At 27.9% G+C, this 22253-nt stretch carries 22 protein-coding genes and 1 tRNA gene; 10 read left to right on the forward strand and 13 right to left on the reverse strand.

Features of this window, described 5'->3' with window-relative positions:
• Window positions 1–43: 43 nt before the first annotated feature.
• Both Q0T35_RS00005 and Q0T35_RS00010 read right to left on the reverse strand, forming a co-directional pair.
• Window positions 44–1069: a hypothetical protein gene (locus Q0T35_RS00005; RefSeq protein WP_295840332.1), complete on the reverse strand. Its 1026-nt coding sequence runs from the start codon at window positions 1067–1069 to the stop codon at window positions 44–46.
• 45 nt (window positions 1070–1114) lie between these two features.
• Window positions 1115–1984 carry a NifU family protein gene (locus Q0T35_RS00010; RefSeq protein WP_295840336.1) on the reverse strand — a complete coding sequence of 290 codons (870 nt, stop codon included), beginning with the start codon at window positions 1982–1984 and terminating at the stop codon, window positions 1115–1117.
• 73 nt (window positions 1985–2057) lie between these two features.
• Between Q0T35_RS00010 and Q0T35_RS00015 the strand changes: the two genes are divergently transcribed.
• Window positions 2058–2603 (forward strand): gamma carbonic anhydrase family protein, encoded by a 546-nt coding sequence (locus tag Q0T35_RS00015; protein WP_295840339.1) that lies wholly within the window; start codon window positions 2058–2060, stop codon window positions 2601–2603.
• 199 nt (window positions 2604–2802) lie between these two features.
• Complete coding sequence (crcB, locus tag Q0T35_RS00020) at window positions 2803–3177, forward strand: fluoride efflux transporter CrcB (RefSeq protein WP_293919216.1); 375 nt, start codon at window positions 2803–2805, stop codon at window positions 3175–3177.
• Between the two features lie 126 nt (window positions 3178–3303).
• Here the strand turns inward: crcB and Q0T35_RS00025 are convergent, their stop codons facing one another.
• Both Q0T35_RS00025 and Q0T35_RS00030 read right to left on the reverse strand, forming a co-directional pair.
• Window positions 3304–4863 (reverse strand): Rne/Rng family ribonuclease, encoded by a 1560-nt coding sequence (locus Q0T35_RS00025; protein WP_293919218.1) that lies wholly within the window; start codon window positions 4861–4863, stop codon window positions 3304–3306.
• A 253-nt stretch (window positions 4864–5116) separates the two neighbouring features.
• Window positions 5117–5410, reverse strand: coding sequence for an HU family DNA-binding protein (locus tag Q0T35_RS00030; protein ID WP_293919220.1), 294 nt, complete (start codon window positions 5408–5410; stop codon window positions 5117–5119).
• Between the two features lie 97 nt (window positions 5411–5507).
• Here Q0T35_RS00030 and mutY point away from each other — a divergent pair, with 97 nt between their 5' ends.
• From mutY to Q0T35_RS00050, 4 genes are all read left to right on the forward strand, one after another.
• Window positions 5508–6500, forward strand: a complete 993-nt coding sequence (gene mutY / locus Q0T35_RS00035; RefSeq protein ID WP_295840341.1) for an A/G-specific adenine glycosylase — start codon at window positions 5508–5510, stop codon at window positions 6498–6500.
• Between the two features lie 46 nt (window positions 6501–6546).
• Window positions 6547–6927 carry a single-stranded DNA-binding protein gene (gene ssb / locus Q0T35_RS00040; protein WP_293919224.1) on the forward strand — a complete coding sequence of 127 codons (381 nt, stop codon included), beginning with the start codon at window positions 6547–6549 and terminating at the stop codon, window positions 6925–6927.
• A 310-nt stretch (window positions 6928–7237) separates the two neighbouring features.
• On the forward strand, window positions 7238–7822 hold the full coding sequence (gene gldD, locus Q0T35_RS00045) for a gliding motility lipoprotein GldD (RefSeq protein WP_293919130.1): 585 nt from the start codon (window positions 7238–7240) through the stop codon (window positions 7820–7822).
• 21 nt (window positions 7823–7843) lie between these two features.
• Window positions 7844–9169: a hemolysin family protein gene (locus tag Q0T35_RS00050; protein ID WP_295840342.1), complete on the forward strand. Its 1326-nt coding sequence runs from the start codon at window positions 7844–7846 to the stop codon at window positions 9167–9169.
• Between the two features lie 303 nt (window positions 9170–9472).
• Here the strand turns inward: Q0T35_RS00050 and Q0T35_RS00055 are convergent, their stop codons facing one another.
• From Q0T35_RS00055 to Q0T35_RS00065, 3 genes are all read right to left on the reverse strand, one after another.
• A complete protein-coding gene (locus Q0T35_RS00055; RefSeq protein WP_295840344.1) occupies window positions 9473–11101 on the reverse strand; it encodes a M1 family metallopeptidase in 1629 nt (542 codons plus the stop codon).
• Between the two features lie 539 nt (window positions 11102–11640).
• Window positions 11641–11901, reverse strand: a complete 261-nt coding sequence (locus Q0T35_RS00060) for a hypothetical protein (RefSeq protein ID WP_295840346.1) — start codon at window positions 11899–11901, stop codon at window positions 11641–11643.
• 63 nt (window positions 11902–11964) lie between these two features.
• Complete coding sequence (locus Q0T35_RS00065) at window positions 11965–12156, reverse strand: hypothetical protein (RefSeq protein WP_295840348.1); 192 nt, start codon at window positions 12154–12156, stop codon at window positions 11965–11967.
• Window positions 12157–12240: 84 nt separating this feature from the next.
• On the opposite strand from Q0T35_RS00065, the gene Q0T35_RS00070 reads away from it, so the two are divergent.
• Both Q0T35_RS00070 and Q0T35_RS00075 read left to right on the forward strand, forming a co-directional pair.
• Complete coding sequence (locus tag Q0T35_RS00070; RefSeq protein WP_295840352.1) at window positions 12241–12942, forward strand: LexA family transcriptional regulator; 702 nt, start codon at window positions 12241–12243, stop codon at window positions 12940–12942.
• Between the two features lie 19 nt (window positions 12943–12961).
• The gene (locus Q0T35_RS00075; RefSeq protein ID WP_295840354.1) at window positions 12962–13690 is read left to right on the forward strand and encodes a helix-turn-helix domain-containing protein; all 729 of its coding nucleotides are present in this window, start codon (window positions 12962–12964) and stop codon (window positions 13688–13690) included.
• Window positions 13691–14628: 938 nt separating this feature from the next.
• On the opposite strand, the gene Q0T35_RS00080 is transcribed toward Q0T35_RS00075, so the two are convergent.
• Window positions 14629–15282, reverse strand: a complete 654-nt coding sequence (locus tag Q0T35_RS00080; RefSeq protein WP_295840356.1) for a tyrosine-type recombinase/integrase — start codon at window positions 15280–15282, stop codon at window positions 14629–14631.
• A 106-nt stretch (window positions 15283–15388) separates the two neighbouring features.
• Here Q0T35_RS00080 and Q0T35_RS00085 point away from each other — a divergent pair, with 106 nt between their 5' ends.
• Window positions 15389–15592, forward strand: a complete 204-nt coding sequence (locus Q0T35_RS00085; protein WP_295840357.1) for a hypothetical protein — start codon at window positions 15389–15391, stop codon at window positions 15590–15592.
• 384 nt (window positions 15593–15976) lie between these two features.
• Here Q0T35_RS00085 and Q0T35_RS00090 read toward each other — a convergent pair.
• The 5 genes from Q0T35_RS00090 to Q0T35_RS00110 all read right to left on the reverse strand — a co-directional run bounded on the left by Q0T35_RS00090 (window position 15977) and on the right by Q0T35_RS00110 (window position 19900).
• A tRNA-Arg gene (locus Q0T35_RS00090) sits at window positions 15977–16050 on the reverse strand.
• Between the two features lie 82 nt (window positions 16051–16132).
• Window positions 16133–17197: an acyltransferase gene (locus Q0T35_RS00095; RefSeq protein ID WP_295840359.1), complete on the reverse strand. Its 1065-nt coding sequence runs from the start codon at window positions 17195–17197 to the stop codon at window positions 16133–16135.
• Between the two features lie 30 nt (window positions 17198–17227).
• A complete protein-coding gene (locus tag Q0T35_RS00100; protein ID WP_293919125.1) occupies window positions 17228–17884 on the reverse strand; it encodes an HAD family hydrolase in 657 nt (218 codons plus the stop codon).
• Between the two features lie 4 nt (window positions 17885–17888).
• Window positions 17889–18476: a sugar transferase gene (locus Q0T35_RS00105; RefSeq protein ID WP_293919124.1), complete on the reverse strand. Its 588-nt coding sequence runs from the start codon at window positions 18474–18476 to the stop codon at window positions 17889–17891.
• 101 nt (window positions 18477–18577) lie between these two features.
• Complete coding sequence (locus Q0T35_RS00110) at window positions 18578–19900, reverse strand: ammonium transporter (RefSeq protein WP_295840363.1); 1323 nt, start codon at window positions 19898–19900, stop codon at window positions 18578–18580.
• A 534-nt stretch (window positions 19901–20434) separates the two neighbouring features.
• On the opposite strand from Q0T35_RS00110, the gene Q0T35_RS00115 reads away from it, so the two are divergent.
• The gene (locus Q0T35_RS00115) at window positions 20435–22108 is read left to right on the forward strand and encodes a hypothetical protein (RefSeq protein ID WP_293919105.1); all 1674 of its coding nucleotides are present in this window, start codon (window positions 20435–20437) and stop codon (window positions 22106–22108) included.
• Window positions 22109–22253 lie beyond the last annotated feature (145 nt).

Consider the following 22253-nt stretch of genomic DNA (forward strand, 5'->3'; position numbering starts at 1 on the left):
CGATTTTCTAATTGATTGAGTTCTATTCTGACTATCATGATTGTTATTCTTGTTTAGGAAGCTGCTGCTTTAACTCATCGGGTAAAAAAGCTTGAAAGTAGTCAACTCTACCATCAGTAAACGTTATTTTTATATTGCTATTTTGTTGTAAAGCAAATAAAGCAAGTGCTTGTGCTCGATATTGTTGTTTTTGTTTTTCAGCATGGACTAAATCCGTTTGGTATAACGAAGATTCTTTATAGTTTAGTCTTTCTAAAGAAGGTAATTTAATCAATCTAGCAATAGTTGAAAGTTCAATTTTTGTTTTATATAACTCTAATTGCTTAACTTGATTTAAGAGTCCTTGATCTAACCATTGATTAAAGAGTGCATCTTCGATAAACCTGATAGATAGATTATCGGCAAAAATATTCTGCTTTGCTAGTAAATCATCAAAGGTTTTAAAATCAATCTCCAAATCATCGCGAGGAACTAAGCATGACACATAAGCATGATCACCTTTTATATTTACTTGTTGAATTTGATTTTGATCATTAAAAAACAATACTAATTCACCTGTATGATGTGTGCCTTGATAATCTAAATAACGTGATTCAATTTTTTTAAATGAATTATTTTCCCATTGCAAAGACCATTCTCTATCACCCGTGGTTTCAGTAATATCAATATGTTTTTCTTCGTATTTTCTTAACCTACCCGTACCGTCAGGATAAAAACTGATATCTTTTACAATCCAACCATTAATACAAAGTGCTTCACCAGATACAAATCCTGCAAAATAATCATAAAATAAACCAGTAAATGGCTTACCAAGATAAGTATAAGGAATATCATTCATCACATAGTCAAAATCTCCACTATGGACAAGTTCAGAATCCACTTTTACCATACCGTTAGTTTCAAAAAAGCCATAATCTCGACTGCCAGTAATCTCGCCGTCGGTTATTTCATAGACTTGATAGAGCTGATTATCGCGATGATGGTACGCTTCGCCAGTAAATAAAATGTCATTATAAAAGTAGTAATTACTACGTTTTTCTAGTTGATTAAGTTCTATTCTAACTATCATGTTATTAACTCCTTAATCTTTTAATCATCAATACTACCGGCAGGATTACCCATTAACCGCTTCTACAGATTCAATTTCATTGGGTAACATTTGTTTTAAAAGTTCTTCAATTCCATTTTTCAAGGTAAATGTAGAAGATGGACATCCATTACAAGCTCCCTGCAACAGCATTTTAGCAATTTTTGTATTTTCATCAAATGAAATAAGTTCAATGTTACCGCCATCACCGGCTATAGCAGGCAACACGTATTCATCTAAAATATTTTTTATTCTTAGTTCAGCTTCTGAAAATTCTCTATTATTATGATCTATAGATTTATAAGTTGAAAAATTTTTAATGGTACTGATTTCTTTTTCCTCTCGAATATATTCAGAAATATTAAATCTTATTTCCATAGAAATGTCTTCCCATTTAGAATTATCTGTTTTTGTTATTGATACAAAATTATCTGAAATAAAAATTTCTTTTATATAGGGAAAGCTAAATAAATACTGTGCCAAAGGAACTTCTTTAGCTTCTTCTATATTTTTCAATTCAATGATTCCTTCAACTAATATTCTGTTTGTAACAAACTTCATCACGGAAGCATTAGGAGTCATTTCCACATAAACTGAAATAGGAGCTTTGCTTGGTTGTAAAACTACAGTAGGGTTAGCTAATAATTCATCTTCAATTAATTCTTTTACTTCATCTATAACCATATCCCATTCAACCATATCATTTTTTTGTATAGCGATAAAATTTGCCGTTATAAAAATATTAGTAATGAACGGTAATTGCAATAATTCTTGAGCTAACGGAATATTGGCTGCATCTTTTATTTCCGATATTTCATAACTACCTTCAACCAGCGTTGAAGGAGCTATAAATTTTATGATGTTTTTATTGAGGGTATTTTCAATTTTTAATTTCATGTCATTTAGTTTAATTCTTCAAAATTACATAACTTGCCAATAAATCTTTATAGGTTAATAATATTTATTTACTATGGCTCTAATTAAAAACATATTAGATAAAAATCCTTTAATCGGAAATGATTGCTTTTTATCAGACACATGTGTGCTAATTGGTAATGTGACTATCGGAGATCAATGCTCTGTATGGTTTAATGCTGTGATACGTGGTGACGTTAACTTTATAAAAATTGGTAATAAAGTCAATATTCAAGATAATGCAGTAATTCATTGTACTTATATGAAATATCCTACTATTATTGGCAACAATGTATCTATAGGTCATAATGCTATAATTCATGGTTGCACAATTTACAATAACGTCTTAATTGGAATGGGTGCAATAGTAATGGATGGCGTAACAGTTGAAAGCAATGCTATTATAGCTGCCGGTGCTGTTGTAACACAAAGAAAGCACATATTTGAAGGTGAAATATGGGCTGGTATACCTGCACAAAAAATAGGAATGGTTTCTCAACAGTTACAAAAAGAAAAAATTCTACAAACTGCAAATAATTATATTAAATATAGCGAATGGTATAGAAAGAATAAAGATAATGAGGATGACAAGGGAATGTGATTTTTCTATCTATTTTTTTAAATCAAATTATAACTTTTAACTAATAATTATTTCTAAATTATTAGATTAAATTTCAAATAGCAAAAAAATCCTAATTATAAATTTAATGTAATGATGTTTTATAATACAGTTGATTATTAAATTATTAATTTTTATGGATAATTCAATGGATTTTTAAATTTATTTTGAATAGCTTTTTATGATTAATAACATTATTTTAGTTGGATTGGGTGGCTCTTTAGGCTCAATAATTCGATACCTTATATCTTATTATACCCAAAAAAATTGCTCAGATGGATTTCCATTAGCAACATTCTTTATAAATTGTACGGGATGTCTATTAATCGGTTTATTCTTAGGATTATCCGAAAGATTTAATTTTATAAATAATGAAATAAAATTGTTTTTAGTAACAGGTTTTTGCGGCGGATATACTACATTTTCCACTTTTTCAGCGGAAAATTTGCAATTAATTCAAAATAATAATTTAACAACTCTGTCTTTATATATATTTTTTAGTCTTTTTATAGGAATATTAAGCGTTTTTTTAGGAAATTTTATTTCTAAAATTTAATAAATATAAATCATTAGTTGATTAATTATATCTATCTTATTGTAATAGCTAAACTTATAAAAATATAATTTTGAATTAAATTAAAAAATTCTGATTAAAAAAGTGGAAAAATATATATAATTATATCTAATTCGAAAATTGAGAAATTATCTCCTTTCTATCATCCTGTATCTGGAACTGAAGGTATTTAAAACTATCCCTAGGTATTACTCTAATCCATCTTTTATAGGTTAAAAACCATTCATTTCTAATACTTTTAATACCTTTTGTTAAATATGCAGCAACGAAAGGATGAGTATGTAAATATAGCTTGCCTTTATGGTTAACAATAGCATTTATAATTTGTTGCTGTATTCTATCTATTAATACAATAGGAGATTCTATTTTTCCATTACTATTAGGATTTTCTTCTGTTGTATTAAGTTGTTTTTGAGGACGTACACGTTGTCTCGTAATCTGTACAATTCCAAATTTACTCGGTGGTAGAATCTTATGTTTTGCTTTGTCATCTTTCATGACTTGTTTTAAATATTCATAAAGATCCTTTTTATGCTGTGAAGAAGTTAAATCTATAAAATCCACAACGATAATTCCTCCAATGTCTCTTAAACGTAACTGACGAGCAATTTCTGCTGCAGCTAATTTATTAATGTGGAGAGCTGCATCTTCTTGCGATTTTTGATTGGCAGTAACATTTCCAGAATTTACATCTATAACATGCAAGGCTTCGGTATGCTCAATAATCAAATAGGCACCTTTTGATTGATATATATTAACGTGTTTACCAAATAATTGCTTTATTTGTTTGTCAATGTTATAATATTCAAATATAGGAATATGGGAATCATAGTATTTAACCAATTTAGATTTTTCAGGAGCTATGATATTAAGATAATTTTTCATTTCTCCAGCTAATTCCTCATTATCACAAACGATGCTTACAAAATCCTCATTAAAATTATCTCTTAGAATTGAAGATGCCTTATCCAATTCACCCAAAATTTTAGCAGGAGACTTACTCTTCTTTATATTACGGAAGCATATATTGTTCCATTTGTTTAATAAATAGACTAAATCCGATTGTAATTCCTGAGATGATTTTCCTTCTGCAACAGTTCTAATAATTAAGCCGAATCCATTAGGCCTAATTTGCTCTCCTATTTTTTTTAATCTCTCTTTTTCTTCAGCAGTTGATACATTTCTTGACACTGATGTTTTTGATGCAAATGGAATAAGTACAAGATATCTACCTGCCAAAGAAATTTCGGATGATATACGAGGCCCTTTAGTTGAGATAGGCTCCTTGGTTATTTGCACTAAAATATCTTGGTTGGGAACTAAAACGTCTTGTATAACGCCGTCTTTATTTATATCTTCTTCAAATGAGAAAGAAGTTAATTTAGGAGAATTAATTTTGCCTGAAGAGACTCCTTTACAATATTTTAATGATGATTTAATTTGAGGACCTAAATCGTGATAATGTAAAAAGGCATCTTTTTCGTAACCGATATTTACGAAACAAGCGTTAAGACTAGGGGCAAGTTTTTTTACCTTACCCATAATAATATCTCCAACAGTAAAATTATTGCCTATCTCCTCTTCATGAAGTTCTTGAATTCTTCCTCCTTCTAATATTATAATTCTAACTTTTGAATGTTCATATGATACTATTAATTCTTTACTCATTTTTTTACATTAATTTTCCTCTCTTATATACATTCACTTTTGAACAAAAACATTCTTTACCTATTACTTTGGTAAAGAATGTTAAAATATCTTAAGTAAAAAAACCTTAGTTTTATGGTAGAAGAAAATTATTTATTTTTCTTTTTATGACGATTTAATCTTCTTCTTTTTTTTCTTTTGTGGGTCGCAACCTTATGACGTTTTCTTTTTTTTCCGCTTGGCATAGTATTCTTTTATTTATTATTTATTATTACTAATTTTTAACTTTAACATTAGTTTTTACATCTTCTACAAAAGACTTAGCTGGTTTAAAAGCAGGTACATTATGAGCCGGTATCTTTATTGTTGTATTCTTAGAAATGTTTCTCCCTGTTTTAGCTGCTCTTTTCTTAATTAAAAAAGTTCCAAAACCTCTTAGATAAACATTATCTCCATTAGCCATAGCTGTTTTTATCTCATCCATAAAAACTTCAACGACCTTTTGAGTTTCAACCTTTTCTAGACCAAGTTTACTTGAAATCGAATTTACGATATCTGCTTTTGTCATACTTTTTAAATATTATCTTATTATACTTCTAATTAAATTTTGAGTTTGCAAATATAATATTATTTTTGGAAACTAAAACTTATAAACATTTAAAAGTGTGAATTTTATTAGTCTTTTACAGAAGTGGTATAAAATTAATAAACGCTTATTACCGTGGCGTGAAACTCTCTCTCCTTACAACATATGGATTTCGGAAATCATTTTCCAGCAAACCCGTATTAATCAGGGATATAGATATTATTTAGATTTTACAAATCGGTTTCCGACTATTGAAATTCTTGCTAAGGCTTCAGAAGATGAGGTATTAAGTTCCTGGCAAGGTTTGGGATATTATTCTCGAGCCCATAATTTACATTTTACGGCTAAGTATGTTGTAGATAAGCTAAATGGAATTTTCCCCAACTCTTATCAAGAAATAATAAAGCTTAAAGGAATTGGTAAATACACAGCAGCTGCCATTGCTTCCATATCTTTTAATGAAAAAATTCCCGCTATTGATGGAAATGCTTTTCGAGTATATTCACGAATTTTTAATTCTGAAAAAGATATTAGTAAAAGTAGTACATTCAAATATTTTTTTGATTTAATAAAGCCCATAATGCCTGATAATCCTGGCGATTTCAATCAAGCCATTATGGATTTCGGATCTTTAGTTTGTATTCCATTAAATCCTAAATGCAATCAATGTGTTATAAAAGACGAATGTTTGGCTTATAAAAATAACTTACAAAATGATCTTCCTATAAAATCTTCCGCTATTAAAATTAAAGAAGAAAAAATTCATTACGCATATTTTTATCACAATAATTATATCTTAATAAAAAAGAGAGATAATAATTCTATTTGGAAAGGGTTATATGAGTTTCCTTTATATGAGAAAGAATTTGGAAATTATAATAACCTACACAACCACCAGATAAAACACAAGCTTACTCATAAACTATTATTAATAACAATAAGTGAAATTAAAATTGATGAAGCTGAATTCTATAAAATTGCGAGTAAAACAAAGGCTATAATTTTGAATAAAAACAACTTAAAAAGTTATGCTTTTCCAAAACCGATGGAAAATTTTTTATTTTATAATTAATTTTTTTCTTATTTTTGCTCTTCAATGCGATCAATTTAAATATAAAATGAGTACATCTATTAATAAAGTAATTTTAGTTGGAAATTTAGGTACTGACGTAAAATCTTATAGATTTAGTGATGGAAATATCGTTGTAAATTTTCCGGTAGCTACTTCTGAAAGTTATATAAACAAAGAAACTGGTGAAAAAGTAGATGTAACAGATTGGCATAATATAACTGCTAGAAATAAATTAGCAGAACTTTGTGAGAAATTTCTTAAAAAGGGAAGTAAAGTTTACATTGAAGGTAAGCTTAAAACCCGAAAATTTGAAGATAACGGTATCACTAAGCATATTACAGAAGTTATTGCAGATAATATTTTATTTTTGTCAAACTTATTAGGCAAACAACCTGATAACGATGAAATAATTCAGAATGATTTTTAAAACGCAAAAAAAGCTTACTTATAATAAAATTTAAATTCATATGGAAGACCCCGGGCCCACGAGTATTTCATTAAACTATTTCCCATTACTACATTTTTGTCTACTCTTAATTTTGCATCATTTTAAGAGAATTGATGTCTTTAAAATTGTTATTAAAATTTTACAAGATTGGGTTAGTTATGCTTTTACATATAAAAATTTGATCAAAAAATATTTTCAATTTATTAGTAAAACATGGGCTAACATACATATTATATTTAAAAATCCGTTAAACATATTATTTGATTTAAGATAAAATTTAGATACCTAAATGAGTAAATTATTAAATAAATTATATTTTTTATATCTTACAGCACTATTTATTATTTTCTTTATCAGTTGTGAAAAAGACGATTACTTTCCTAAACCGGAAGGTCAAGTAAGATTAGAATATCCTATGCCAAAATATATTCTTTTTAAAAAGGATGATTGTCCCTATCAATTTCAATATTCTGACTTAGCAAGAGTAATAGACAAACAAAAAAATTGTTGGTATAATTTCACTTATCCAACTATGAAAGCTACCCTATATTTAACCTATTCAAATGTTAATAACGGCAATTTGAATTCATTGCTAAAAGAGACACAGAGGCTTGTATATGAGCATACAATAAAAGCCAACTCTATAAAAGCTAAAACGTTTTCTTATCCTGAAAAAAAAATATTTGGAAATCTATACCGATTAGGAGGCGAAACTGCCTCAAATATTCAATTTTATGTTACAGACAGTGTTAAACATTTTCTTTCGGGTACACTTTATTTTAAAGTTCAACCTCGACCTGATTCATTACAACCTGCTGTTGAATATATTGAAAGAGATATAATTAAAATGATTGAAACAACTACCTGGAAATAAACTTAATTTTTTTATATTAAAATGTTAGAAATAGGAATTCTTTTATTATTAACTCTTTTAAATGCCTTTTTCGCTGTATCAGAAATTGCCTTAGTATCTGTTAAAAGGCAAAAGATTGAAAATAAAGTTAAAAAAGGTAATAAAAAGGCACAAATAGTACTAAGTCTCTTAGAAAAACCAGAAGACTTTTTATCTTCCATTCAAGTAGGTATTACATTAATCGGAATTATTTCCGGTGCCTATGGGGGAGCTACTTTAGTGAAATATGTTGAACCGTTTTTCGAACATTTCTCTTTGACACAATCTCATGCTAATGAGCTTTCATATATGGTTATTATTGCATTAATTACCTTTGTATCTATTGTTTTAGGGGAACTTATTCCTAAAACATTCGGCATGAGAAATCCGGAAAAGATTGCATTATTCGTAGCTCCGATTATCAAAGTTTTTTCAGTGGCTTTGTATCCATTTGTTAAAATACTATCATTTTCAACACATTTATTTAATAAGATATTTAAAATTTCTAATGTAGAAGGGGAAAAAATATCTGAAGACGAACTCATATATATGCTTAAAACAGCTAGTTTGCAAGGTGTTTTAGAAAAAGAGGAAAGTGAGTTACATCAAAATGTTTTTGCTTTTTCAGAGCAAAAAGCTAAAAGTTTAATGACGTATCGTAAAAGGGTTGAATGGATAAATTTAAAAGACAACTTTGAGGAAATCGAGAAACAGATTAAAGAAAGCAATTTTACAAAATTTCCTGTTTGTGACGGAGATTTAGATGAAGCCAACGCTTATTTAGCTATTAAAGAATTTTATGAAAATATAAATTCTCCCAATTTTGATATTAAGTCAATTCTTAAAACACCAATATTCATCCACGAAAACATGCATTCCGTTGATATTTTACAAGAATTTCGAAAGAATAAGCAACATATGGGGTTTGTAGTTGATGAATATGGTACTTTTCAAGGTATAATTACCTTACAGGATCTTATTGAAGGTATTGTCGGTGATATGCCTGAAAGCGACGAGGAAGAGACTGAAATTGTGGAACGTGAAGATGGATCTTATTTAGTTAATGGAAATATTGGAATTAGAGATTTAAATTCATTCTTCGATGATGTAATTATTGATTTAGATGACGACGAATATGTTACATTAGCCGGATTTATAATTTATCATATGGAATATATTCCGGAAGTGGCTGAAAAATTTAACTACAATGGATTTTCTTTTGAAATAGTAGACAAGGATGCCTATAGGATAGATAAAGTATTAATGGAAAAATTAAAGCCTATCGATGAGGTTGATAACATCTTAAATGAAGATGAAACTAAAGACTAATAAAATTCTAAAATGGTTTACCTTATTTATAGCATGTTTTTTATCATATTTATTTTAATATCATTAAAACTTTATATTTTTTTATTGAAAACAACAGATATTATGAAGTTTATGTTTTACATTATTCTGTATATCGTTGGTATTTTATTATTTTTTCAAATTGCGGAAACATTTGTTAAGTATTTTTATGATCCAATTCCCGATATTTATTTAAATTTTATGTTCCTTACTTACCTTTTTTCTACTATGATAGGATTTATAAGTATTTCTATCATTACAATAAAAAAATTGAAAAAAAAATAATTAATTATTTGTATTAACTACTTTAACATAGTAATTTTCATCAACATAGAAATATTTATTATCTACATTAATTTTTTTAGATTTCCAATTTTCAGAAGGTTTAATTTTCCCAATAGAAGTATTTATTTCCATTGAAAAATCTTGAACAACATTTGACCATTTATAATATAATAAATTGTCTTTTATATAATAAGTCAGCTCAGGTATTTTAATCGTTCTAAGGTATTGATCAAAAATTTTTGAAAAATCGATTCCTGCTTTTCTTGATATGTAATCCTCAATTTGCTTTGTTGTAACTGTTTGATGATAATATTCTTTATTTAAACCTCTCATAATATCTCTAAATAACTGATCATTATCTATAATTTGCCTTAGGGTATGTATCATATTCGCTCCCTTATCATACATATCTTGGCTTCCTTTTTTATGTATTTGGTAAGTAGCAATAATTGGTATGTCGTTAATTACATTTTTTCTTTGACCAATAATATATTTATTTGCCATTTGTTTCCCGAAATAATATTCTATAAATAAAGTTTCCGAATAGGTTGTAAATGCTTCATGTATCCACATATCTGCTATATCTGCATTAGATATATTATTACCAAACCATTCATGCCCTGATTCATGTATTATAATAAAATCCCATTTTAAACCTATTCCTGTACCGCTTCTATCCTCTCCTAAATAACCATTCCTATATCTATTACCATATGCGATCGCACTTTGATGTTCCATACCTAAATAGGGAGACTCTACCAGCTTATATCCGTCTTCATAAAAAGGATAAGGACCGAACCAGTATTCAAATGCTTCAAGCATTTTCTTTACTTGTATAAATTGTTGTTTAGCTTTATTTAAATTATACGGTTTTACCCAATAACTCAATTCTAAAATCCCTTTTTCTCCTTTATATTCATCACTGAAATTAACATATTCTCCAATGTAGGGAACTATATTGTAATTATTTATCGGATTTATAACCTGCCATTTAAAATAGTTTTTATCCAATTCTTTCCAATATTTTATTAATTTACCATTTCCTATTCCTTTTAAATCATCGTCTGTAATAATAGTCAACGTCATCCCCTCATCAGGCTCGTCTCCAAGATAATCTTTACACGGATACCATATACTAGCACCTATACCTTCACAGGCAACACTCATCCAATCTTTACCACTCCTATCTTTAGTAAAAATCCAACCTCCATCCCAAGGTGCATTCTTGGCTATAATTGGTTTTCCGCTAAAATAAATGGTAAGTTCATTATTTATATTATCTTCATTATTTAAAACGCTTATATCTAGATAATAGAAATTTCCTTGCTTATTAAATGTAACAACTCTATTTTTTACAGAAAATATACTGTCGATTTTCATAGGCTCTTTCAAATCTATTTGTATGATCTTCGATCCTTTATTTTGGAATTTTATTGTATTCGATCCTTTAATATATTTATTTTTAAAATCAGGTTCAATTATAAGATCATAATGCTTTACGTCCCATTTTTTTCTATATTCTGTATTACTTCCTAATAATGAATCTTCTAAATTTGAGTAATATTTATCTTGAGCAACAAAAATTGCTGGAAGTAGGATTAATATTAAATAATTAAGTTTGATTTTCATAGTTTAAAATTAAATTCCTAATAATATACAAGATAAATAATATTTAATAAATTTACCTATAAAAATTTAAAATTAAATTAATAAATTTATAATGATTGTGGTTACTGTTATCGAATATATTCAGGACCAAAAATGAGGAAAATATGGCTATCGACTTTATTTATTACTTTCCAAACTAGTTGTAAAATATCTATTTTCTATCCTCTAAAATTAGATTTGCGTTAATTATGCGCTTAATTCAAAAAAAGTTATAAACCAAAAGATTTATGGATTAGTGACAATAAAGTACTTTAATACTGATCAAATCTTTTTCGACTTCATTGTATTCCTTTTTATTCAAAATATACTTCATAGCTTCAATAACAGGGGGATTTTTGACTAATATCTTGATTTATCAATGTTTCTGTCATAACAATGTCATTTTTGATGTTGTGAAAGTCCTGTTAGCGCAGGGCTTTTTTGGTTTTATGTAGTTTCTTTTTTGTTAAGTTTATCAAACTCTTATACTTTTTTTATTTATAAGGTTTTGTAGGTAAGATTTATTTACGAAAAAAACTTGCTAAAATCTCTGCCTCTTTTTCTTTACTTAAAGGTTTTATTTTTTTGTGGTAAGACCTAGGAGCGGCTCCTACACCGCCCTGAGCCTCTTTTATTACTTCAAGTGTGTAATTCAATTCTTTTTTTCCATTATTAATTATTATATGCACATTGTTTATAATGTTTTCTGCTGCATCTAATGCTTTTAAAGCAATTTTTATATTATTAATTGATTTATTAAATTTATCCCTGTGCTTGATCATAATTATTTCGCTAAAATTTTTTTATCCTCATCTATCTGTTTTACTTTAACCGATATGCTTGCTTTACTTATTTAAAGTATTTTCTATCTCTAGAACTAATTCTTTATACTCTTTTCTAATAGTATCGGAAGTTTGGCTATTTCGGTCCCCTCTCAAGCATTGACGTATGTAATAGCCGGTAAAACCGTGTTTCTCTGAAAGTTTATTTACTACCAAAGAATTCCACTTATTCCTTTTTTGAGTATTTTTGATCATTGATTTGTTTGTTTTTAATTCTAAAGCAAATATATTAAGATTTTTTCTAATTAAACAAATATTAATTAAAATATTTTCTAATAAATGAGCAACACTTTGCATAGAATAAAAGAATTTATTGATTATAAAGGAATTACAAATCAGAGTTTTGAGAAGAGTATTGGGTTTTCAAATGGCGCTTTCGCAAGTCAATTGAAAAATAATCGAACTATAGGAGTAGATAAATTAGAAAATATACTAAAAGTATATCCCGATATAAACCCCGAATGGTTATTAACGGGTAAAGGGGATATGTTGAAAAATGCAGGGTACACTACTAATGAGGAAACTAAAACAACAGTAAAAGAACCAAAAACAGCTTATATCCGTAAAGAAAAAGAGACAGGGAAGGGAATTCCTTTAATATCCATTGAAGCAATGGCCGGGTTTGGTTCAGGGGATATCCAGGTAATGAATTATGATTCGGAATTATACAACATCCCTGAATTTACGGAATTAAATGTTGATTTCATGATACGAGTAAAAGGGAGCAGTATGTACCCTAAATATAGCAGCGGCGATATTGTGGCCTGCAAAAAATTACTTCTAACTGATTTATTTTTTCAATGGAACAAAGTTTATGTCTTAGATACCACTCAAGGAGCTCTCATTAAGAGAATAAAAAAAGGTTCAGACTCTGAGCATGTTTTGATAGTTAGTGAAAATTCTAATTACGATCCCTTTGAACTTCATTTATCACAGATATACGCAGTTGCTATAGTATGTGGCGTAATAAGATTAGAGTAAAAAAGATAGAACAAGTATTATGCGTATAAATTTTACAGAAATGAATATTATTGTAGATAAGAAATTGATTTTGAATAATATAATAAATCATTTAGGAGTTAAAAAAAAATCAGATTTTGCAAAATTTTTAGGAATTGCTCCAACTACATTATCCAGTTGGTACGCAAGAAACACATTTGACAAAGATTTAATATACTCAAAATGCGAATTTTTAAACCCGAATTGGCTTTTAACGGGAAAAGGCGAAATGCTGAAAGAACCGGAAAGCCCTAAATACAGAGAAGTTAAAGAAGTAGACCCTAATTACATGGAAGTGCCTTTAATTGGAATAAAAGCTCAAGCAGAATATTTGAATGAGTATAATGATACTGCTTTTGTTGAAGAATTGCCCACGGCAAAAGTTCAAGTTGACAGAACTTTTCACGGTAAATACAGATGCTTTGAAGTTTCCGGAGACAGCATGAATGACGGCTCATTCCGTTCTATTTGCGAAGGAGATGTTATTTTGGGTAGAGAAGTTAAAAAAGAGCTTTGGTGTTATAAATTACATTTTAACCAATGGTTTTTTGTAATAAACCATGTTAACGGATTGCTGATAAAACAAATTGTTGCACACAATGTCGAAGAGGGAACTATTACTTGTCATTCATTAAATCCTAACTACGGAGAAGATTTTACCCTAAATCTTAATGAGGTTAGAGAATTATACAACGTGATCAAAATAACAGAAAGAATTTTAAGATTTTAGCCCAAATATAAGGCTAAAATTAATTTTTCAACCAATAGAGTTTCTTTTCTAAAAGAATATTATTTACATTATTCTTATGGGTTTTTTGGATTTCTGAAAAACCCATTTATTATCAAAGCTTGCCTTAAGAAACCCAATTTCTTATCAATTTACATAATCAGCAAGTATATACTTATGTCGCCTTAGGCTGTTTTTTAACGTTTTTAGGCTTTCTGGCGAACTTTCTCTTCAAAGATAAGTATTTGTTCATCTGATGTATTTTGAGTGCTTAAAAACGATTAATTATTCTTTTCTTTTTTGCCCCAACTTTTTTCTTTTCTCACTCATCGGTTTTTAATTGGGATTTTGAAATCACTAAATTTTCAATCTCGTTTTTTTAGATTTTTTTATTTTTCACTTTCTCCTAACCTGAACAACTGAACAAACAAGTCGATACGTTCACGAAATTTCTCGTATTTCGATATTTTTAGCCTTTCTGGTGGACTTTTTTATCAAAGATAGGTATTTGTCCGCTTGGTGTATTTTGAGCGCCTTAAATCGCTTGTTTTTTCTTTTCTTTTTTTTGGCGGAACTTTTTTTTCTTTTCTTCTCTTCGAGGTGGTTAAGTTTGATATGGCTGATTAGGAAATTTGATTTTTTTAAAATTGGTTTTGAAATTGAATTTTTTTGAAAAATTTTTTTTGCCCTTTATAAACGTTTGTTTTTTTCTTTGTTTTTGTTTTTTTCTTTTTTTTCTTTGGTTCTTTCTTTTCTTTCTTTTTTTCTTTTCTTTCTTTTCTTTCTTACTTTATTAGCTTCTGGTTGGGTTTGATTTTGGTTTGATTTTGGTTTGATTTTTTAAAAAATGCTATCAAAAAATAAAATTTTTAATATGAAATAAATTATTTTGAAAAATTAATAATTTAGTTAATTAAAAGGGGGCAAAATACCCCCTGTTTTTAAAATTCATTTTGAAGGTGTTTTAATCGTTCTAATTGTCTTTGTTTTTCACCTATTGCATAATTTTTTTCTATCATTTTTGTAGTTGTATGAGATGCCATTTTTGCTGCATCTTCCATTGATAATATTTCGGTAACTTCATCTAGGTTTAAATGTTTTAACGAATAGAAATCTGCTGTTATTCCTAGTTTATCCTTGACATGAACTCGCCAACGTGTTGTTATTTGGTCTCTATTTATAGGTTTATCTGAAACTTGGGGGGCTAATCCTTTATGAAAAATATATGCTTCTGCATCTGCTGTTTTACCTATAACTTCTTCCCAATAGGGCAATGCAATTGTTTTAATTACTTTCCATACCTCTCTATTTAACCCTCCTTTTCTTATAATTGTTTTATACCGTTGGTTTTCTAAATCAATATCTTTTATTTTTAAACTTAATAATTCTTTCATACGACCTCCGGAATGAAAAAATATTACAGTAAATAACCAAAAATTCCTATAATTTTCTCTTAAAAAATCATTTACTTTTTTGCGTTCTTCAGAAGTTAAAACTTGACGTAATTCATTTATAACTGATAATTTTTTTATATTATGACAGGGGTTATTTTCTATTGCGTCATATTCTATTATATCTTTAAAAATTCCTGACAAATAATTAATATATTTATTTCTTCTTTTATCCGTTAATGTATGATAGGTTACCTTTTGCCCCTTTACTTTTTTCTCAATAACTTTATTGTTTGAAAGATATTCTAAGATGAATTTTATATGCTTACGCTTTACCTCTGAAATTGTAAGTGTATCCAGATGGAGATTTTTTATCGCTAAAATTGTATATTTGATAACAGATTTAAGATCTGCTTTTGTATCATTATCTTCTCTTTTATTAAAAACAAATTCTATGGCATCGACAAAGGGGGGGGCTCATCAATATTCTGATTTACCTCTACTTCTCCCATAAAGGTTTTAGTAATAGGGTTAAATCCGGAATCTAGTAATTTCTTCATATTATTATATAAAAAAAGTACTAATCTTTGCCTTCCTTTTAGTGTTCTAGGCTTATTTCCTCGTTTTCTAAACTGAAAACCATTAGGGTATTTTTCTTTAAAAGCGGGATCGTAAAAAATACATTGAACGTACCAATTTACAGTAAGATTTTTCTTATTTGAAGTTTTCCAGTCTTTTTGAGCTTATCTATAATCTATATTTCAGAGTATGAACACCCGAATTTTGTTTCTTTTGTCATAGTAATTACATTGCTGCTTGCATTGTGGTTTTGTAACTACAAGTTTGATATTTAATAAAAAAAGCTACAAACCCTTTGTAGGATAGGTTTATAGCTTAGTGACCGCGGAAGGAGTCGAACCCTCAACCTTCAGAGCCGTAATCTGACGCTCTATCCAATTGAGCTACGCGGCCATTTAATTTGCGTGCAAAAGTAGTATATTTTTTCTTTCTTTTAAAATTTTTTTATTTATTTAACTAATATTTTTCATTACCATTATTTTCTTAGCAATATTTTTTTCAGAATTCTTGATAATGGAGTTTCTAAATATTTATAACTATATAGGGAAAACATACATGCCAAAAAAGCTATTATTAAGGGAACTAAAAGTACTTCTCTTCCTAAATATTTAAATATACATTTTATAGTAGCAACTCCTATATGGTAATGAATTAAATATAATGAATAAGAGGCTATACCTAATTTACAAAACCATTTGTTATTTAAAAAAGAGAGGTATTTGGGAAAATAAATAAAAACTAAAAAAATACATAGAATCAAAAAATAAATAAATAATAACTTTATTTCCCGTCCCCATAATGTTAGAATAATAATTATAAATGACATTATGAATATATTTTTATAATCTCTTTTGTTAAGATATAATTTATGTAAAAATAGACCTATAAGAAACCATAAACATTCGTGAAAAAATGCAAAAGACCTGCTAATTAATTTAAAATATTTTATTTTTTCGAGAGTAATATAATTTTGTAATATGCTATGTCCCATTTTACTGGAAAATAGAATAAATATCGGTATACCAATGATACAAATCAGCGTATAATTTCTTATCACTTTTTTGGGTGATAAGAAATACAAAAATCCTATTATTATATAAAAATTTACTTCTATCCATAAACTCCAATAGGAATTATCAATGTAATAATATTTAATATATCCTACAAACACGTCTATAACATGGGGGTCTATAAAAGTATTGGCTATAATATAATTAACCGGGTCTTTTGAATATCCATATCCTGATCCTGTATAAACAAATTTAAAAAATAGAAAAGTCAACGTAGAACAAACAAACATTCCTGGAGCTAACCGAATATATCTTTTTATTAAAAATTGTTTATAATTTTGAGAGTTTTTGAGAGAAATTGAAATAACAAATCCTGAGATAATGAAAAAAAATTGTACACCTAAATATCCATGTATTGCCAAATATTTTACTATATTATTATTTGAAAAATTATAATAATGTCCTAGCATAACCATACCTATAGCTAAAACTCTGAATCCATCTAAGACAGGAACTCTGGATTTCTCCATATTATATTAAAATTATGGTAAGTTTTTCTTTTATCTTATTAATTCAAATATTTCTTCCGGTTTGTCAATTATATATTCGGCTCCATTTTCTATTAACTCTTTCTTAGACCTGAAGCCCCATGATACTCCTATACCCTTTACTCCTGCATTTTTTGAGGTTTGCATATCTATTCCTGTATCGCCTATATATAGAATTTCATTCTTATCCTTAATTTCTGTTTCATTCATTATATCATATACAATTTGTGGGTTTGGCTTAATTGGTACTTCTGTTCTTTGACCTAATACAGAAGAAAAATTGATTTCACTAAAATATTGACTTACTAACATTTGAGTTCCTTCAATAAATTTATTTGATGCAACAGCTAACTTTATATTCATGGAATATAATGTTTTTAACATATCTATAACTCCTGTATAAGGCGCTGTTTTGCACATGGAATGAATTTTATAATATTCAATAAATTCTTTTCTTAGTTTTTCAACTATATCAGGGTTTATACTTATATCTACCGGGAGTGCTCTTTCTATTACTTTGCTCATTCCATTACCCACAAAATATTTGTAAGAGTCAACAGGATGTATAGGAAAATTATTTTTTTGCAATATGTAATTGCATGAATCAGCCAAATCATTTATCGTATTAAGCAATGTTCCATCTAAATCAAAAATAGCTAACTTTATCATAATTTTAATTATTTTTATTGACAAATATAGTTCTTAACAAATAGTTAACATCATTTGTGAAGCTCCAATTTTCAATATAATCTTTATTTATCTTAACTTTATCTTTCCAAATTATGTTATCATTATATAATTTCGGATCTTTTACTTTTGAAAGAATTTCTTCTTCATTTCTATATTTTAATTGTGCCGGACCAGTAATTCCTGGCTTTACTGAAAGAATAATTCTATCTTCTCCTTCTAATTTATCTGCATATCCGAAAACATCCGGTCTGGGACCAACCCAGGACATATCGCCTTTTAATATATTAAATATTTGTGGTATTTCATCCAATTTGTATCTTCTCAAGAATTTGCCCAGTTTAGTTATTCGCATTTCTCCTGTAGTAATTGAAGAACTATATTCTCCTTTCATTGTTCTAAACTTATACAAATTGAAAGCTTTACCATTTTTTCCTACTCTTTCTTGAATAAAAAACCCGGACATCCCAATATCGATTGTGACGAAGATAAAAATAAATAGGATGGGAAATATAAATATAATTAGACATAAAATCGCTAATAAATAATCTAATATGATTTTACTATTTTTCATAATGATAATTACAAAAATATAAAAGAAAAAGGATTTCCAAGGAAATCCTTTTTATACATAGCATCTATTAATATATTAAATAATAATTTATTCAGTCATTTCTATATCACTTTCTCACCGTGTTGTGACAAATCTAAACCTAATTCTTCTTTTTCAGGATCTACTCTTAAAGGAACGATTTTATTAACTAAAAATAATATTAATAAAGTTCCAAAAAATACAAATAAGGAAACCACAATCATGGCAATAAAATGATGGATAAATAGGGCGCTTTCTCCAAAAAACAATCCGTTACTAGGCACATCACTATTTATAGATTTATCTGCAAATACTCCCGTAAGAAGCATTCCAACCATCCCTCCTACTCCATGGCATGGAAATACATCCAGCGTATCATCTACATCATTATTATGAAAAAATTTAACCATGTAAAAACTTATCACGCTAGCTATTAAGCCTATAAAAAAGGAATGACCTAAGGATACAAATCCGGCTCCGGGAGTAATGGCTACTAAACCAACTACAGCTCCAACACATACTCCTACAGAGGATAATTTTTTACCATTAATTTTTTCCAAAAATCCCCAAGTTAAGGCACTTAATGCAGAAGCAGCAGTTGTATTTGCAAAAGCTAATACACCTAACTCATTGGCTGCAAACGAAGATCCCGCATTAAATCCAAACCATCCAATCCAAAGTAAGCTTGCGCCTAAAATTACATAAGGAACTTGCGCTGCAGTAAGTGTTGTATCTCTTCTTTTTTTTAAAAAAATCGCCCCGGCTAGAGCTGCCCACCCCGAACTCATGTGTACTACCGTACCTCCGGCAAAATCCAAAATTCCAGCCTTTGCTAAAATTCCTTCTGGATGCCAAGTAGCATGTGCTAAAGGTGAATAAATAAAAATTGAAAACATTACAATGAATAGTAAATATCCCCAGAAATTTATTCGCTCAGCCACTCCTCCGGAAATTAATGCAGGTGTTATTATAGCAAATTTTAATTGAAATAAGGCAAATAAAAGAATGGGAATTGTAGGTGCACCTACCCATGAAGATGTTGTGCCAATTCCTTGCATAAACATATGAGGTATAGGATCTCCTATTACTCCTCCTATATCGGGTCCAAAAGCTAATCCGAATCCAAACATAAACCATAAAACAGTTATGGTAACCATGGCTATAAAGCTTTGAAAAATAGTACTAATAATGTTTTTATTATTAACCATTCCCCCATAAAAAAAACCAACTCCCGGTGTCATCAAAAATACTAACACTGAGGCTACCAGCATCCAGGATACATCTGCCGCATTGAAATTTACGCCATCTGCTACCGCTTTAGCTGTTCCATCTGCAAACCAATAATTTGAAAAGAGGCTTATAACACCTACAACAATTAAAATTAAAATTAAAAATTTGTTACGCATACCTATATATTTATAGGGCAAAATTATAATTTTTTATTTATAAATAAAATAAACATATATAATTTAATGGGTATAAATATTATTTTTATTATTTTTTTTAAGACACCCCTTATTTTACTTAATTATATTTTTAACATACAAGAAACATCTTCCCGATAAAATTATAGTTAGCTTTATCACTAAGTATCATTTTTACATAAAATTATATTATTGTTTTTAAACAATTGAAAATTTTAATTTTTCACATATTGTTTAGATATGCATTTTGCACTTTCTTAAATTATACAATAAGATCATTCAATCCTCACATATAATTATTCAAAATTTTAAACAAATTATCGCCTTAAATAATAAAAAATATATACTACATTATAATAATTGTTTATATATAAAAATAATAATTACATAAATAAATATTTTTTTTATACTTTAAATAAAAAAATAAACTTATCTTTATAATATATTTTATTTATTTATATTTAAAATATAAATACCTGATTTGAAATATTTTACTAATTCTAAATAATAATTATAATGAAAAAAATTATTTTAACAATTTGTACAATTTTAGCACTTTATTCATGTAATAATAATGAAGATCTTTATGACCGTTCATCATCAGTTCCTTCTTTAAGTAAAAATATAATAAACAAGTCAGGAAAAATAGACGGAGTTGATTACACATTTGACAATGTGGAGGTAAATCCTAATTTAGTCATATTAAATTCTAAAAATAGTAAAATCCTTAGTTCTCAAGCTGAAATGTCAAAGGGTATATTCAGATTAGAGGTTTTATCCGAAGATTTAACTAAAGAACTTATATCCGGGAATACTATCTATTTGATTACTGATGAAAATACCTATATTAAAAATATTACTTCAGTAGATCAAAGTAACTCTACTTATAATTTACAAACAACAGATGCGAGCATAGGTGATATTTTTAAAAATGGATCTCTTAAAATTTCATTATCCTCTACCGAACCTACTGTAAATAATAATTCTTTAAAAGCAGTTACCAATTCTTTTGATAGAGATTATATTTTTAAACCTATCATTTTTGACAAAGAATTTAAATTTGATGGAATATCTTTCAATCCTAATACTTTATATACCTCAGCCTTATCAATTAAATTAGGTTTTACTAATACACAGAAATTTCCTAATAAAGTTGAAATGATTTATCAAACAAACTTATCAATTAATCCTCATATAAAATTTGAAAAAGCTATAAATAAAAAATTAAAACATGATTTTGTTGAGCAAATGCCTAATGTAATTTTAGATCAAATAAAAAAAATTGAAGTTGGCATCAATATACCTACCGGTAGTTTTTTAGGGGATATACCGGTAAGAATTAGCATAAACCAAATCAACTTTCCTACAGAGTTAGAGGCTAATATTCAAAATAAATCATACCTCAGTTATAACTTTAACCGATCCCTTAAAATAGGTTTTAAATATTGTAGTGACCCTAATGAAAAAAATACTTTTATTTATGATAATTCGGTTAATCACGTTAATGAAATAGATAGTGACCTGATAGGAGAGGCTACTACTAATATGGAAATTTCAATTATACCTAATATTAAAGTATTTGATTCAAATCTCATAGATATAAATGGAAAAATCATTTTAGGTGTTAATACTTATAATATTGGCGACGTTAATATTTCTCAATCTCCAAAATCATATTCAAAAGGACATTTTCATTCCTCTGCATTATTTTCATTCGGAAGCTTAGGAATTCCGGTTTATTCTACAGATATTTTCAAAAAATCTATTGATCTATGGGAAATTGGAGAATTTGAAAGGACTATAAATTTTTCAAATTTTATACCTGGAAATGCTTCAATACTACCATGCAACGGATTAACATCCTATGGATATGATGTATTTTTAAATTATAAGTATCCTATATCTGGAAAATTAATTTCAGAAAATTTAGAAATGACTTATGATGTATACGCAGACAATGGTGCGATACTTGAATTAAATAAAAAAATAAAAATTTACCCAAAAGACATTACTGCGAATAGTTTTAAATTTCCAATGTGCATTCCTTTTAGAAAAATTGGTTTATTCAATACTGCTAAAACAAGTTACCTAAAAAACATAACTATCAAGGATGCCAATGGTTATGTAGCAAATGGAATATCAGATCCAATTTCAGATATTCTAATAAATGAAATAAAATTAACAAGATAATTCAATATACATTTCATTAAATAAAAAAAGACAAACATAAAATTGTTTGTCTTTTTTTATTAAGAATATTTTAATTATAATAAATTATAAAATTATTGCAATAAATACTTTAAAGTACTTACAGATTATTATTAAATTTGCACGA

Origin of the sequence: uncultured Apibacter sp. (assembly GCF_946479295.1) — a bacterium.
Lineage (GTDB): Bacteria > Bacteroidota > Bacteroidia > Flavobacteriales > Weeksellaceae > Apibacter.

What these genes read in the sequence shown, in the direction of transcription:
- gldD (WP_293919130.1), top strand. Translation starts at nt 7,238, where the DNA reads ATGAGTAAATTATTAAATAAATTATATTTTTTATATCTTACAGCACTA.
- Q0T35_RS00010 (WP_295840336.1), bottom strand. Translation starts at nt 1,984, where the DNA reads ATGAAATTAAAAATTGAAAATACCCTCAATAAAAACATCATAAAATTT.
- Q0T35_RS00005 (WP_295840332.1), bottom strand. Translation starts at nt 1,069, where the DNA reads ATGATAGTTAGAATAGAACTTAATCAACTAGAAAAACGTAGTAATTAC.
- Q0T35_RS00075 (WP_295840354.1), top strand. Translation starts at nt 12,962, where the DNA reads ATGCGTATAAATTTTACAGAAATGAATATTATTGTAGATAAGAAATTG.
- Q0T35_RS00050 (WP_295840342.1), top strand. Translation starts at nt 7,844, where the DNA reads ATGTTAGAAATAGGAATTCTTTTATTATTAACTCTTTTAAATGCCTTT.
- Q0T35_RS00105 (WP_293919124.1), bottom strand. Translation starts at nt 18,476, where the DNA reads ATGAAAAATAGTAAAATCATATTAGATTATTTATTAGCGATTTTATGT.
- Q0T35_RS00025 (WP_293919218.1), bottom strand. Translation starts at nt 4,863, where the DNA reads ATGAGTAAAGAATTAATAGTATCATATGAACATTCAAAAGTTAGAATT.
- Q0T35_RS00100 (WP_293919125.1), bottom strand. Translation starts at nt 17,884, where the DNA reads ATGATAAAGTTAGCTATTTTTGATTTAGATGGAACATTGCTTAATACG.
- Q0T35_RS00070 (WP_295840352.1), top strand. Translation starts at nt 12,241, where the DNA reads ATGAGCAACACTTTGCATAGAATAAAAGAATTTATTGATTATAAAGGA.
- Q0T35_RS00065 (WP_295840348.1), bottom strand. Translation starts at nt 12,156, where the DNA reads ATGATCAAAAATACTCAAAAAAGGAATAAGTGGAATTCTTTGGTAGTA.
- Q0T35_RS00095 (WP_295840359.1), bottom strand. Translation starts at nt 17,197, where the DNA reads ATGGAGAAATCCAGAGTTCCTGTCTTAGATGGATTCAGAGTTTTAGCT.
- Q0T35_RS00055 (WP_295840344.1), bottom strand. Translation starts at nt 11,101, where the DNA reads ATGAAAATCAAACTTAATTATTTAATATTAATCCTACTTCCAGCAATT.
- crcB (WP_293919216.1), top strand. Translation starts at nt 2,803, where the DNA reads ATGATTAATAACATTATTTTAGTTGGATTGGGTGGCTCTTTAGGCTCA.
- Q0T35_RS00060 (WP_295840346.1), bottom strand. Translation starts at nt 11,901, where the DNA reads ATGATCAAGCACAGGGATAAATTTAATAAATCAATTAATAATATAAAA.
- Q0T35_RS00015 (WP_295840339.1), top strand. Translation starts at nt 2,058, where the DNA reads ATGGCTCTAATTAAAAACATATTAGATAAAAATCCTTTAATCGGAAAT.
- Q0T35_RS00030 (WP_293919220.1), bottom strand. Translation starts at nt 5,410, where the DNA reads ATGACAAAAGCAGATATCGTAAATTCGATTTCAAGTAAACTTGGTCTA.
- ssb (WP_293919224.1), top strand. Translation starts at nt 6,547, where the DNA reads ATGAGTACATCTATTAATAAAGTAATTTTAGTTGGAAATTTAGGTACT.
- Q0T35_RS00115 (WP_293919105.1), top strand. Translation starts at nt 20,435, where the DNA reads ATGAAAAAAATTATTTTAACAATTTGTACAATTTTAGCACTTTATTCA.
- Q0T35_RS00110 (WP_295840363.1), bottom strand. Translation starts at nt 19,900, where the DNA reads ATGCGTAACAAATTTTTAATTTTAATTTTAATTGTTGTAGGTGTTATA.
- Q0T35_RS00085 (WP_295840357.1), top strand. Translation starts at nt 15,389, where the DNA reads ATGAATTTTATATGCTTACGCTTTACCTCTGAAATTGTAAGTGTATCC.